This is a genomic window from Terrisporobacter sp. (assembly GCF_017888745.1).
In the GTDB taxonomy this organism is placed as follows: domain Bacteria; phylum Bacillota; class Clostridia; order Peptostreptococcales; family Peptostreptococcaceae; genus Terrisporobacter.
In genome coordinates this window covers 1-13060 of the sequence record NZ_JAGHFM010000267.1, presented here as the reverse complement: position 1 = coordinate 13060, position 13060 = coordinate 1, and the positions used below count along the sequence as shown (strand labels likewise).

Below are 13060 nucleotides of genomic sequence, written 5' to 3'. Positions count from 1 at the left end.
TTTTTTATCAGACAGATACTGACTACTTACATAGGCTGTACTTCCTTTGTAATTTATTTTACTCCATGATCCACTTTCTGATATCACTTCTACTTTATCATCTTTATTTAATTTTCCAAGTATACTATATGATGTTGATGGGCCACTTCTTACATTTAAATTATCTGTTGTTACCCATTTATTTTCTACTTTTACTTCTTCGTCCTTATCATTTTCTACTTTTTTATCAGACAGATACTGACTACTTACATAGGCTGTACTTCCTTTGTAATTTATTTTACTCCATGATCCACTTTCTGATATTATTTCAACCTTATCATTTTTATTCAACCTACCAAGTATGCTATCTGATGTTGATGGACCGCTCCTTACATTGACACCACTTGCATTAATATACTTCACTGTAGTATTGCTTTTTAAATGTTCATCAAGCACATAACCTGTTATACCAGAGTACTTTATCTTACTCCAATTATTACTTGTTGATATTACTTCCACTGAACTACCTTTTGTTAATACTCTTAAAACTCTATAACTAGTTGATGGGCCACTTCTCATATTCAATCTATCAACATCTACTACTTTTGTATTTTTAACTGAATCTTCAACTACTTTTATATATTGAGATGATGCCCATCCCTCTTTATTATTACTATTTGCTATCTTATACCATCCATTGGAACTAGATTTGATTGTCACTTTTTCATTTTTTGAAAGTGTAAAAAGAATTTTATTTTGTTTACCTATACCACTTCTTACATTTAAAGTACTTGCTGTAACCATTCCTATTTGTTCAGCATGAACATTCATAGTTGCTAGTGGTAATAATGATAATGTTGCTAATGCTATTTTCTTACTCACAAATTCCCCTCTCTTCCTTAACTATTTACTTAAAAATTCTACATTGAATAATTATATCATATTCTACCATTTTTTTCTTCAAACTTATATACTTTTAAAAATATCATCCTTTTTGTATACTTATACTTATTTTTGTGAATATTTGGTATTATAATATAATAAATATTATTTTAGGAGGTATATACATGGAAAGTAATATAAAAATATTGAAAGAACTTATTGATAGTCACCATAATATTGTTTTTTTCGGTGGTGCAGGTGTATCTACAGAATCAAATATTCCAGACTTTAGAAGCTCATCAGGATTATTTAATGAAAAGTTAAATAAAAATTTCACCCCTGAACAGTTAGTATCTCATACCTTTTTCATAAGATACCCTGAAGAATTTTTCAAGTTTTATAAAGATAAGTTAATATACCAAGATGCTAAACCTAATAATGCTCACAAAGCCCTTGCTAAGCTAGAAGAAATAGGTAAGTTAAATACCGTTATTACACAAAATATTGATGGTTTGCATCAAATAGCTGGTAGCAAAAATGTGCTAGAACTTCATGGGTCTATTCATAGGAACTATTGTACAAAGTGCGGTAAGTTTTTCAGCTTAAAAGATATGCTGAGTTTGGAAGGCAATATTCCACATTGTGACTATTGCAATAGTATTGTTAAACCTGATGTAGTTTTATATGAAGAAGCTTTAGATAGTAAAGTTGTAAGTGAAACCATTAGTTCTTTACGGAATGCCGATTTGTTAATTATAGGTGGAACATCTTTGGTCGTTTATCCAGCTGCAAGCTTTATAGATTATTTCAATGGAGATAAAGTTGTCTTAATTAATAAAAGCAGCACAGGTTATGATAGTAAGGCATCTTTAGTAATTAATGATTCTATAGGAAAAGTTCTATCCGAGGTAATACTTTGAAAAATTTAAATATACTTCTTAAAACATAAAAATAAGGTAAGACACCAGCTCACCTTATTTTTTTTCTTTTTCGTATACATCTTTATATATTAAAATAGCTTCATAATATGCTTCTTCTTCACTTATCCCTTTTTCTTGAGCTATTTTTTCTGCAGAGTCTTTTATTATAGATGCTGCTTCAAGTATGTTCATACAAACACCTTCCTACTTATTGTCATACTTCTTCTTAATAAATATTATTCCCAATAACATCTACAAAATTACCTTTATTTATTAAATATTACATTTATTTTATATTATTTTATAAAAAAATAAGTCTTTTGACATTTTTTTCAATAAGACCTATTTTTATAAAAACTATTTACTTTTCTTTATCTATATCTTCTTGAAACTTTATATCAGAATTCTCATGTTTAAAAATTCTTTGAACCTTGTCAATAATTCTTGGAGTCACTGTTAATATATTATCCACTAGGTTAACATTATCTTCTAAAGATATTAATCTAGTCTCACCATTTTCAACTACTACAAAAGCAACCGGTGAAATCGTAATAGCGCCTCCACTTCCTCCTGCAAAGTTATTATTATCATACTTTTCAACTTCATTATTTCTATCTCTATGATTTTTGCTATATTCCCCTCCTCCTATACCAAAACCTACAGTAACTTTAGATATGGGAACTATTACAGATTTTTCAGCTTCTATAGGATTGCCCACTATTGTATTTGAATCTATAGAATTCTTAATCATCTCAAGAGTTGTCTCCATAATGCTTTGTATTGAATTTGTAGCTGTCATTTCACTCACCTTCCTTAGTCTTTCCTTTTTTCATAATTTTAAATATCAGTAGTATAGCTTTAACTATATTATTCATTCTAAGCTTAATATGTATTCTTATAGTTCCATCAAAATAATCATCTGTAAAACTTTGAACTAGGTTTAAATATATTTTTTCATAATCGAATATATTTATTATATTTCCATAAATACCATTAATTAATGCACTAAGATAAATAGTTATATATGTATTTTTGTTACTTATTTTTAAATTTGAATAGACTTCTACTATTTTAATTTTTTTACATAAATCTATAATATTTTGTAATTCACCTCTTAGAAATTTTATATTTTTTATACCTATTTTTTTATTTTTTTTCTTCTTTTTTCCCGGGTAAATTTGCTTTTTAATGCGTATTAACTTAAATAGCATTTTTATATTTAATAAAACTTTAACCTTATTGTCTTTTATATATATCGTTAAGATAAAGTGATTATATGATATTATCAACAAAATTAAAATCGCCAAAAATATTGTTATCATTGGATGTAAATTTATATATTTCATATTTCATATTATTTGCAAAAGTAGCATATATATACTTTAATTTCTATATACTAGAATCGTTACAGGCCTATATACTTTATCCTACTATAAAATTTTTAATAAAAATTTCCATAACATATAAATAAGCCATAAGCTAAATTAGCTTATGGCTTTAATTTTATTTTTTCTTATTATGTGAATTCTTTTGTGAAACAGAAACGTTTAATCTTTGATTAGATCTTTTATTTATGGCAAAGTTGTTATAAATACACATACCCCAACAAATTACAGCTACCATGAACAAAATCCCTCTTAATGTATCTCTAGATTGAAACATTTTAACCCCAAAGAAAAAACTTAAAACAGCAAACAATATGTATATACACAATGCAAATTTGCTCTTCATTCTATCCTCTCCATTTAAATATATTATTAAAATACTTGTAAATATTTCTACAAATATATTATTATAATTTTATTTAAATGCTCTCATCTTCACTTTCAAAACTATCGATAGGAGGTAAGTCTTTTAAACTTTCAATTTGTAATAGCTTTAAAAATTCAGGTGTTGTTTTATATATAATAGGTTTACCAATCTTATTTAACCTACCAGCTTCTCTTATTAAGTCATGATCTAATAAAGTTTGTAGGACCTTATCACATTTTACACCTCTAATACTTTCAATCTCAACTTTAGTAATTGGTTGTTTGTATGCTATTATTGTCAAAGTTTCTAATGTAGCTTGACTAAGAGACTTCCTTTTTTTAGGTTCTAATACTTTCTTTATGTAATCTGCATAGTCTTTATTAGTACACATCTGATATTTATTTTCTAGTTTGATTATTTGAATACCTCTTTTATTTTCCCTATATTCTTCAATTAAAGAATTCAACATTATTTCTATTTCTTTCGGTGAAAGCTCTTCATCAATAACACTATTAAGCTCTTTTATGGTAATAGGCTCTCCATAAGCAAACATAATAGACTCTATTATATATTTAATCTCTATTCTATTCATTTTCTACTCCACGTCTTATTATTAGAATATCATCAAAAAAGTCATTTTGTGCTACTACTATAAGTTTTACTTTTATCAACTCAAGTATAGCTAAAAATGTAGCTATGACTTCATCCTTATCATAATACTCTGCTAACTTAACAAAACTTATTCTTTCTTCTTGTTCCATAAGGTTTCTTAATTCTTCCATCTTCTCATCAACAGATACTACTCTTTTTCTTACTATCATGTCTAGTTCTTTACTTTTATCATGACCTTCAATAACCTTTGTTTTTAATATTAAAGGAAGAATCTTTCTTATAGACTCTATGGAAATTTCATCTAAATCAATTTTATTATCTACTATTACTTCTTCTTTTGCTCTAAAGAAAGTATCACAAGTATAGTGAACATTTTCTTTTAAACTTAAGGAAGCTTCTTTAAATTTTTTATATTCTTCTATTTTTTCAACTAACTCTAGTCTTGGATCCTCTTCATGCTCTTCATGATGTTGTTTATATAAAAGATATTTAGATTTTATCTCAACAAGTTTAGATGCCATAATTATAAATTCACTGGCAACCTCTAAATCCATTTCATTTAACATATCTATGTATGCTAAGTATTGACTAGTTATTTCAGAAATAGATATATCCTTTATATCAATTTTTTGTTTTGATATCAAATCACAAAGTAAATCTAGAGGACCATCATAAACATTTAAATGTATATTATACTTCATTAAAATACCTCTTAAAAAAATATAGATACTATATTATAAAATAATATAGTTATTGGTTTTGTAAATATGGTATAAGCCTTTGTAAATATTGCTATCAATAACACCATATACCCCATGTTCTCATATTTATAAATAAATTCATTATATTTATATGGTAATATAGCTGATATTATACCCCATCCATCAAGAGGTGGTATAGGAAGAAGGTTGAATGCACCAAATCCGATATTAATCCACATAGCTGTTGATGCAATCAGTCTTATCGCATACATATCTACACGTGTTGCTATAAATCCACAAACAATAGCCGCCAAAAGATTTCCTATAGCTCCAGATAATGCAACTATCACACTACCAACTCTATAATTCTTATAATTATTAGGGTTTACAGGCACTGGTTTAGCCCATCCTATATGGAAAATTAATAATGTTATAAAACCAACTGGATCAATATGTCTAGATGGATTCAAAGTCATCCTTCCATTATATTTAGCAGTATCATCACCTAATAAGTGAGCCGAATATGCATGACCAAATTCATGTACAGAAATAGCTACGACAATTCCAACTAATGATACTAACAATTCACTTAAATAATTCATTTATTTTTCTCTCCTAGCAATTTTTTATAATACTATTATTATAACAATTTATAAAATTATAATCAAAATATTTATATTCATAAATTACAATATAAAAGCTATGAGATAGATATACTTTTATCTAATTCATAGCTCTTATATTATTAATTTAATTACTATAATAATTTATCAACCACTCGTCTTAGCATTTCTCCATAAGATGCTTTATCTATATCCTCAGTATTTACAATTCTAGTTTCTCCCACAAGTTCTTTTCCTTTATAAACTTTTACAACACCTAAGTCACTATTAGCTTTTATAGGAAGAGATAAATCTTTCCTTACTTGTACCTTTTTTGTAAAATCTTTTGAATCTCCTTTTTTAATTAAAACAGTCAAATCATCTTTTGATACTAAGTCTACATTTTCTTTAGATCCTTTTTCAAATTTAACTGTAGTAATTTTTTCATTAGCTGAACATACTTTTACACTTTCATAGTTCGCAAATCCATAATTTAATAAAGTAGTAGCATCTTTAAATCTTATTGGAGAAGTTTCTGCACATAGTGTGACCGCTATTAAGTGTGTATTATTTCTAAGTGCAGATGCAGAAAGACAATATTTAGCTTCTTGAGTAAAACCAGTTTTTACTCCAGTTGCACCAGCATAATGTTTAACTAATTTATTAGTATTAGAAATACCTATCTTAGCCTTCTTTTTCCCAACTACAACTTCATCCATCCACGTAGTAAGATATTTTGATATTTTTTTATGTCTTAAAAGTTCTTTTGACATTAGAGCAATATCATAAGCAGATGTATAGTGATTATCTACAGGAAGTCCATTTGTATTAGCAAAATGTGTATCTTTCATATTAAGTTCTTTTGCTCGATTGTTCATTAAATCTACAAACTCTTCCACACTTCCTCCAACATATTCCGCCATTGCTACACAAGCATCATTGGCAGATGCTACAGCTATAGATTTTACAAGTGTATCAACCTTTTGGATTTCTCCGGGTTCTAAGAATACTTGACTTCCACCCATACTTGATGCAGTTTCACTTATTTGTACATCATCATTTTCTTTTATTTTTCCACTCTCTAAAGCTTCACAAATTAAAAGTAAAGTCATTACTTTTGTTACACTTGCTGGAGGTAATTTTTCATGACAATTTTTTTCATATAAAACTTTTCCTGTAGATGCATCCATTAGTACAGCAGACTTAGATTCTATGTCTACTTTACCTTTATCATTTTTTTCGGCAAAAATAATACTTCCTTGACCTATAATAATAGTTAATGTAAGTAGAAAGCTAATAAACTTTTTCATCTCGTCACCTCTTAATTGTATTTAATTTTATTAACATATAATCTATTATTTCTATAGTATTATTTTTTACCAATATTTCTAATTTATAATTAGTATCTTTTACATGTTATAATTTTTAATAATTTATTATTTCACTTTCAATATCTATAATTTCTGCTTCGCAATTTTCTTCTATAAAATTTATTATCTTATCTTTAGATTGATCACTTTCTTTATTAATTAAATCTAACTTCACAATACCTATACTAATTAATTGATGCAAATCTTGATTTTCTACTTCTCTAATACTTATATTGAAATTGTTTTGCAATCTTCCTATTAAACTTTTTACTATCATTCTTTTTTCTTTTAGGGAATGTACATAATTTGCTTTTAAATCAATTCTCATAACTAGTACTTTCATTCTAATTCCTCTTTTCTATTTATAGTCATCTGTCACGGTTTGTGCAATTATATTATTTATATTATCCATCATTATATTAAATTTTTGCTCAGCTAATAAATAGTTATATATTTTTTCATTATTTTTCACCTTTTTCTGAATATCTTCCATCCTTTTCATAGATTTTTTGTCAATTTTTTTACTATTCATAGTTGAGTACTGAAGGTTATATTGATTTTTTTTATATTCTGCCAATAAAAGTTCCATATTTTTATCTTTTTTCATTTCTTTCATATTTTTAATAAAATCTTTATATTCTTTACTATCTCTAATTTCACTTGCTAGCTTTGTAGCTGTATTATATACGCTCATAGTGTACCTCCTTTTTAGCTTATATATTGTATATATGCAAAATGAAGTTTCTTTTGATTATATTTTAATAAAAATACCTCAGTATTTTTATTTCAAATACTGAGGTATTTTTTGCTATACTTCCATTATAATTGGAAGTATCATCGGATTTCTTTTTGTTTTTGTATATAAATAGTCTTTTAAGTTTTCTTTAATATTATTTTTTAAGTATGCCCATTCTTTTATATTTTTTTCTTCGCATTCATTTAGAACATCTTTAATTATATTTTTTGCACCATCCATCAAATCTTCAGATTCTCTAACATACACAAATCCCCTAGAGATTATATCTGGTCCTGCTAATACTTTTCCATCTTCTTTCGAGATAGTAACAACAACTATCATTAATCCATCTTCTGATAAATGTTTTCTATCCCTAAGTACTATATTACCTACATCTCCAACACCAAGACCATCTACAAGAACATTTCCTGTTGGTATAGTTGTAGTCACCTTGGCAGAGTTTTTATCTAGTTCTAAAACTTGACCTGTTTGCATAACAAATGTATTTTGTTCTGGCATTCCTAATTCTTGAGCTAATACAGCATGACGACTTAACATTCTATATTCACCATGAACTGGCATAAAGAATTTTGGTTTTACCATTCTGTTAATAAGTTTTAAATCTTCTTGTGCAGCATGTCCTGATACGTGTATATCAGCGATATCATTATATACAACTCTTGCACCTTTTTCAAATAAAAGGTTTATAACTTTTGATATTAATTTTTCATTTCCTGGTATTGGATGTGCTGAAATGATAACTAAATCACCTGCTTTTATTTCTACTTTTTTATGTTCATCACTTGCCATTCTTGCAAGGGCTGACATTGGCTCTCCTTGTGTTCCTGTAGTTATTATTACTAATTCGTTATCTTTGTATTTAGATATATCATTTAAATCTATTAAAGTATCGTCTTCTATATCTAAGTATCCAAGCTCTTTAGCAACTCCAATAACATTAATCATTGATCTTCCTGAGACAGCAACTTTTCTATTAAATTTAACCGCCATATCTATAATTTGTTGTAATCTATGAATATTAGAAGCAAATGTCGCAACTATAACTCTGCTACCATTAGCTTTTCTAAATAAATCGTCTAAACCTGCTCCTACTATTTTTTCAGACATAGTAAAGCCTGGTTTACTAACATTTGTGCTATCTGCTAATAATAAAAGTACCCCTTGACTACCTAGCTCACAAATTCTATGAATATCCATAACATCTCCATCAATTGGAGTAAGATCTATTTTAAAATCTCCTGTATGGAAAATAACCCCTTGCTCAGTATGTATTGCCAGTGAACAAGATCCTGGTATACTGTGGTTATTTTTTATAAATTCAACACTTATATTTTTAAGCTTTATCGTCTGTTTAGGAGTAACAACATTTAACTTTACGTTATTCAACTTATGTTCTTTTAATTTCACTTCTATAAGCCCAATGCTAAGTCTAGTTCCGTACACAGGTACATCTAATTTTTTAAGTATATACGGTAAAGCTCCTATATGATCTTCATGCCCATGTGTAATAAATATACCTTTTACCTTATCTTTATTCTTTAACAAATAAGTTATATCCGGTATAACTATATCTATTCCTAACATTTCATCTTCTGGAAAGCTTAAACCCGCATCAATTACAACTATCTCATCTTTATATTCTATTACGGTCATATTCTTGCCTATCTCGTTAAGACCACCTAAAGCCATTACTTTAACCTTGTTGGTGTTTTTCTTAAACAATTGCATCATCTCCTCTGTCTATTCAATTTTCTAATTTCTTGTTGCACCTAAAAAATAATATTAAATCACGCACTTTTTACCAACTAATTTTATTGTATCATAAAATTAACCATATTTTAAGTAAATTTAAAAATACATTTATATATTATTAAAATAGTTACTAAATTATATATATTCATTTTGTAGAAATTTGTTTATAATAATTTATACTTATTTAAATATTTTTGAAAATGTTATCTAGATATTCAACTTATATCTGATACAAACACGTTTTCTTTAAAAATAAAAGTTCAATTAGTCTTACCTATTTACTAGTTAAATATTTACCTTTATAACAAACTATCATATTACTTAAGATTTAATCTACTACTGTATACAACTACTTTATCCGCTAATTAAGTTAGTAAGTTATATTTATTTATACACAAAGTAGGTAAATAATAATTTCCATAAATTAAAAAAATAAAGATATAAGTTCTACTTAGAACTTATATCTTTATTACAGTCTTCACATAATCCATAAAATTTCACATCATGGTCTAATATTTTAAACTTATAAGCACCTTGTATTTCACTTTCTACATTGTCCATTAAATCATCTTCAACTTCTATTATTTTTCCACATTTTTTACAAATCAAATGATGATGGTCATGGCTTTCAGACTTATTTAAAGCAAGCTCATATCTTATACATCCATCATCTAAATTTAACTTTGAAATTACTCCTATTTCATCTAATAATTGCATTGTTCTATATACAGTCGCAAGTCCTATTTCTGGACAATTTTCTCTTACTAAATCATATATTTCTTCACTACTTAAGTGTCTATCATTATTTTCTAATAATATGTTGATTATTGCCCTTCTTTGAGGAGTAATCTTAAGTCCTAAATCTTTTAGTTTAATTTTTAAATTTTCTATTGTATTACACATAATACCACCCGTTTTCAATTGATAATCCTTTGTAAATATTGTAATTGATAACTTTTATAATGTCAATCTATTCAAGAATGTAAATTACTTTATTTCTCTTAATTATATAGAAACTCATGTAGTACTTGTCAATTCACTTCTTTATGCTAATTAATAATATATTGAAAATTATTATTTATCTTATCGTATATTCCATATTTATAAATAGATAACTGTAATTGTTGTATTCAATAATTCATTAAGTTTCTATATATAATCTCAAAATTTAAATTTTTATAATTAGAAATACTTACCTTTACATACTTTAAATTTTATTTTTATTAATCTGGGATATTTAAACACTGAAATCTTTAATATTTTATTCTCTAAGCTTTCTAATACTTTTCTTTACCTTGCTTCTATATAAAACAATTATCTATATTTCTAAGTCTACAATAAGCTAAGGCTTAATATCCATTTAATTGATTATTGCCACTATCAGTTATATATTTTATATTATTCCCAATTTTATTAACTTTTAATCCATAAGATGAATTTATTACTTTATTTAATCAATTAATTTATTTTTTAATTATTTAAAAGCTATAAAAAAGTATTTTTTATGAAAATTAAATTTAAACTACTTTTTATATAATAAAAAATTCACTTCGTCTAAGCCACTGCATTGGTGATCTACTTTGTGTCAATAATAGCTTTGCCCATTGATCAAATTTATCAATTGTGATTATAAATCATCCGCAATTCAGATAATTTATAATCCCTTAAAATATAAAAAACTACCTATTTCTAGGTAGTTTAATTTAAATTTAGAATTCGTCGTCGTTTAGTCCTTCTTCATCCATTAATGTATTATAAACATCAACAACTATTTCATATTCTCTATCATCTTCAAGAGGTACTAACATTTCTCCCTCTTCATCTTGGTCTATTCTAAATACTAATGCTTCTTCAGATTCTTCATCATCAACTGGCATCAATATAGCATATTCCTTATTATCCGCTTCTAAAGTTAATATTACTTCGAATTCGCTTTCTACTCCATTTTCATCGATTAAGCTAATTATATTATCTTGCATCTAAATCACCTCAAATTCTTTCTTCTTTTTATATTATATATTATACTAGCACAATTTCAAATATATTATTAAAATATTATTAGAAATTTCTTTGTAAATCTAAATATCCTTGTAATATTATTACTGCTGCAAGCATATCTATTACTTTTTTTCTTTTTTGTCTGCTAACATCACCTTCTATTAATGATCTTTCTGCAGCTACTGTCGATAATCTTTCATCCCAAAATTCAATTGGTAAGTTAGTTTCAGCTTCTAATAATTCACAAAATTTTTGAACTTTTTCTCCTTGTGGGCCTACAGTTCCGTTCATATTTTTAGGAAGACCAGAAACAATTTTATTAACTTGTCTTTCTGCAATGATTTTTTTTATTTCTTCTATATCTTTTTTCTTCCCAACTCTTTTAATAGTTGTTACACCTTGAGCTGTAAGCCCCATTAAATCACTTACTGCAACTCCTATAGTCTTATCACCTATATCAAGGCCCATTATTCTTCCATCTAACATATTATTTCTCCTTTGAGTATACTTCAATATTCATAAAATCAATTTCATTTATGATAAAAAAATTATAATATGTAGAATTTATTATAACTTTTATTATTTTATCTTATTTTGATTTCTTCATACCTATTTTATATTATATTTAAAAAATTAGCCAGAAAAATATTCTGGCTAATTTATATTTTACTATTCTTTTTTATCGTTAAATATTATCATATTGATACTTATTATTAATATTGGTATAAGTATATAAATAGATGCTGTAGCTGCTGCAACTATTCCAGAGTCATTTACTAATAATGTAATTATACACCCTACCATAGACTCTATAAATCCTTTAAATATCATATTATATTTGTTAGATATATTTCTCATATGTCTAGATGGTCTGAATATAAATATACCTATTACGAATATTCCTGTTAATAAGATATTTACCCAAACAGTAGATTTGGCAAGTTTTAAGTTCATGGAAATCTTTCTAGTGAAAGTTAAAATTATAGCACTTGGACCTTCTTGAATAATTTGTTTAGCAAATACTCCTAGATGTGATTCCGCTCCCATAAATAAATCTAATGCGGCAAATACTAAAACTATTAAAACTGCTGATAAACCTAAGAGCATAATTTTCTTAAAATCTAATTTAATATCGAATATAAGCATTATAAATAATAAATATGCTACACATTCAGATATAGCCCCACCTACATTTGCTCCCATTGAAGGGAATGCACTTGTAATAAGTATTATAACAGACAATACAACGGTTAACCATTTAGGTATCTTTTTATAATTTAGTAAAACAGATAAAGCAAATACAGCACTTGCAATAGTAACCCCTTCATATTCATTACCTATTCCGTAATACCTAGCCCCTACTATGGCATCATAACTCATAATACAGTTTTTCATAAGGTATGTTCCCATTACAGAATCTATTACTATTAAAGCTATTGTTAATAAAGCATAATATCCCATTTGCTTTATATCATTATCCTTAAATAATAATCTACCAGATAAGTATAGTAGTATTGTCATTAATATAACACCTGTAATTATACCTACTGGACTTTTAAAATTAAATATAGGTGCAAGTAATAAAGTAAGTGGCATTATTAAGCCTAGTTTAATCAACTCTTTTAATATTGTAAATACTTTTTCTTTGTGCGGTAATTTATCCTTAAATAATAAAGCAAGCATTGCTATAACCCAAGATGCTGAAACTATACCAACAAATGTATTAACTACAGTT

General features: G+C 26.5%; 16 protein-coding genes and 1 pseudogene. 1 reads left to right on the top strand and 16 read right to left on the bottom strand.

All coding sequences use genetic code 11. The annotated features are described in order from the left end of the window. Nucleotides 1-861 (bottom strand): SH3 domain-containing protein (locus tag J7G74_RS12195; protein WP_297135770.1); only part of this gene is annotated, 861 nt, incomplete at its 3' end. Nucleotides 862-1046: 185 nt separating this feature from the next. Here J7G74_RS12195 and J7G74_RS12190 point away from each other — a divergent pair. Next, nucleotides 1047-1781 carry an NAD-dependent protein deacylase gene (locus J7G74_RS12190; protein WP_297135767.1) on the top strand — a complete coding sequence of 245 codons (735 nt, stop codon included), beginning with the start codon at nt 1047-1049 and terminating at the stop codon, nt 1779-1781. 54 nt (nt 1782-1835) lie between these two features. Here J7G74_RS12190 and J7G74_RS12185 read toward each other — a convergent pair whose 3' ends face one another. The 15 genes and pseudogenes from J7G74_RS12185 to J7G74_RS12115 all read right to left on the bottom strand — a co-directional run. After that, nucleotides 1836-1973 (bottom strand): hypothetical protein, encoded by a 138-nt coding sequence (locus J7G74_RS12185; protein WP_297135764.1) that lies wholly within the window; start codon nt 1971-1973, stop codon nt 1836-1838. A 169-nt stretch (nt 1974-2142) separates the two neighbouring features. Continuing rightward, nucleotides 2143-2580 (bottom strand): GerW family sporulation protein, encoded by a 438-nt coding sequence (ytfJ, locus tag J7G74_RS12180; protein ID WP_297135762.1) that lies wholly within the window; start codon nt 2578-2580, stop codon nt 2143-2145. A 1-nt stretch (nt 2581) separates the two neighbouring features. Continuing rightward, a complete protein-coding gene (locus tag J7G74_RS12175) occupies nt 2582-3127 on the bottom strand; it encodes a DUF2953 domain-containing protein (protein WP_297135759.1) in 546 nt (181 codons plus the stop codon). Between the two features lie 157 nt (nt 3128-3284). After that, nucleotides 3285-3512, bottom strand: coding sequence for a hypothetical protein (locus J7G74_RS12170; RefSeq protein ID WP_297135758.1), 228 nt, complete (start codon nt 3510-3512; stop codon nt 3285-3287). 73 nt (nt 3513-3585) lie between these two features. Beyond that, complete coding sequence (gene scpB / locus J7G74_RS12165; RefSeq protein ID WP_297135756.1) at nt 3586-4125, bottom strand: SMC-Scp complex subunit ScpB; 540 nt, start codon at nt 4123-4125, stop codon at nt 3586-3588. Then, a complete protein-coding gene (locus J7G74_RS12160) occupies nt 4118-4846 on the bottom strand; it encodes a segregation and condensation protein A (RefSeq protein WP_297135753.1) in 729 nt (242 codons plus the stop codon). The genes scpB and J7G74_RS12160 overlap by 8 nt, the downstream gene beginning before the upstream one ends. A gap of 11 nt (nt 4847-4857) precedes the next feature. Then, entirely contained in the window at nt 4858-5448 is a 591-nt protein-coding gene (locus tag J7G74_RS12155) for a site-2 protease family protein (RefSeq protein WP_297135751.1), read from the bottom strand. A 155-nt stretch (nt 5449-5603) separates the two neighbouring features. After that, nucleotides 5604-6758, bottom strand: a complete 1155-nt coding sequence (locus J7G74_RS12150) for a D-alanyl-D-alanine carboxypeptidase family protein (RefSeq protein ID WP_297135749.1) — start codon at nt 6756-6758, stop codon at nt 5604-5606. Between the two features lie 115 nt (nt 6759-6873). After that, the gene (locus J7G74_RS12145; RefSeq protein ID WP_297135747.1) at nt 6874-7161 is read right to left on the bottom strand and encodes a DUF503 domain-containing protein; all 288 of its coding nucleotides are present in this window, start codon (nt 7159-7161) and stop codon (nt 6874-6876) included. A gap of 15 nt (nt 7162-7176) precedes the next feature. Further along, nucleotides 7177-7512, bottom strand: coding sequence for a YlbF family regulator (locus J7G74_RS12140; RefSeq protein ID WP_297135746.1), 336 nt, complete (start codon nt 7510-7512; stop codon nt 7177-7179). A gap of 114 nt (nt 7513-7626) precedes the next feature. Further along, nucleotides 7627-9303, bottom strand: coding sequence for a ribonuclease J (locus J7G74_RS12135; protein WP_297135772.1), 1677 nt, complete (start codon nt 9301-9303; stop codon nt 7627-7629). 471 nt (nt 9304-9774) lie between these two features. Next, nucleotides 9775-10230, bottom strand: a complete 456-nt coding sequence (locus tag J7G74_RS12130) for a Fur family transcriptional regulator (protein ID WP_297135743.1) — start codon at nt 10228-10230, stop codon at nt 9775-9777. Between the two features lie 806 nt (nt 10231-11036). Continuing rightward, nucleotides 11037-11306 (bottom strand): DUF1292 domain-containing protein, encoded by a 270-nt coding sequence (locus tag J7G74_RS12125; protein ID WP_297135740.1) that lies wholly within the window; start codon nt 11304-11306, stop codon nt 11037-11039. 79 nt (nt 11307-11385) lie between these two features. Then, a complete protein-coding gene (gene ruvX, locus J7G74_RS12120; protein WP_297135738.1) occupies nt 11386-11811 on the bottom strand; it encodes a Holliday junction resolvase RuvX in 426 nt (141 codons plus the stop codon). Between the two features lie 183 nt (nt 11812-11994). After that, nucleotides 11995-13060: pseudogene (locus tag J7G74_RS12115) on the bottom strand (hypothetical protein); the annotation flags it as partial.

Coding starts and splice junctions, on each gene's coding strand:
- J7G74_RS12135 (WP_297135772.1), bottom strand. CDS start 9,303: ATGCAATTGTTTAAGAAAAACACCAACAAGGTTAAAGTAATGGCTTTA.
- J7G74_RS12130 (WP_297135743.1), bottom strand. CDS start 10,230: ATGTGTAATACAATAGAAAATTTAAAAATTAAACTAAAAGATTTAGGA.
- J7G74_RS12160 (WP_297135753.1), bottom strand. CDS start 4,846: ATGAAGTATAATATACATTTAAATGTTTATGATGGTCCTCTAGATTTA.
- J7G74_RS12175 (WP_297135759.1), bottom strand. CDS start 3,127: ATGAAATATATAAATTTACATCCAATGATAACAATATTTTTGGCGATT.
- J7G74_RS12145 (WP_297135747.1), bottom strand. CDS start 7,161: ATGAAAGTACTAGTTATGAGAATTGATTTAAAAGCAAATTATGTACAT.
- J7G74_RS12125 (WP_297135740.1), bottom strand. CDS start 11,306: ATGCAAGATAATATAATTAGCTTAATCGATGAAAATGGAGTAGAAAGC.
- scpB (WP_297135756.1), bottom strand. CDS start 4,125: ATGAATAGAATAGAGATTAAATATATAATAGAGTCTATTATGTTTGCT.
- ruvX (WP_297135738.1), bottom strand. CDS start 11,811: ATGTTAGATGGAAGAATAATGGGCCTTGATATAGGTGATAAGACTATA.
- J7G74_RS12170 (WP_297135758.1), bottom strand. CDS start 3,512: ATGAAGAGCAAATTTGCATTGTGTATATACATATTGTTTGCTGTTTTA.
- J7G74_RS12155 (WP_297135751.1), bottom strand. CDS start 5,448: ATGAATTATTTAAGTGAATTGTTAGTATCATTAGTTGGAATTGTCGTA.
- ytfJ (WP_297135762.1), bottom strand. CDS start 2,580: ATGACAGCTACAAATTCAATACAAAGCATTATGGAGACAACTCTTGAG.
- J7G74_RS12185 (WP_297135764.1), bottom strand. CDS start 1,973: ATGAACATACTTGAAGCAGCATCTATAATAAAAGACTCTGCAGAAAAA.
- J7G74_RS12140 (WP_297135746.1), bottom strand. CDS start 7,512: ATGAGCGTATATAATACAGCTACAAAGCTAGCAAGTGAAATTAGAGAT.
- J7G74_RS12150 (WP_297135749.1), bottom strand. CDS start 6,758: ATGAAAAAGTTTATTAGCTTTCTACTTACATTAACTATTATTATAGGT.
- J7G74_RS12190 (WP_297135767.1), top strand. CDS start 1,047: ATGGAAAGTAATATAAAAATATTGAAAGAACTTATTGATAGTCACCAT.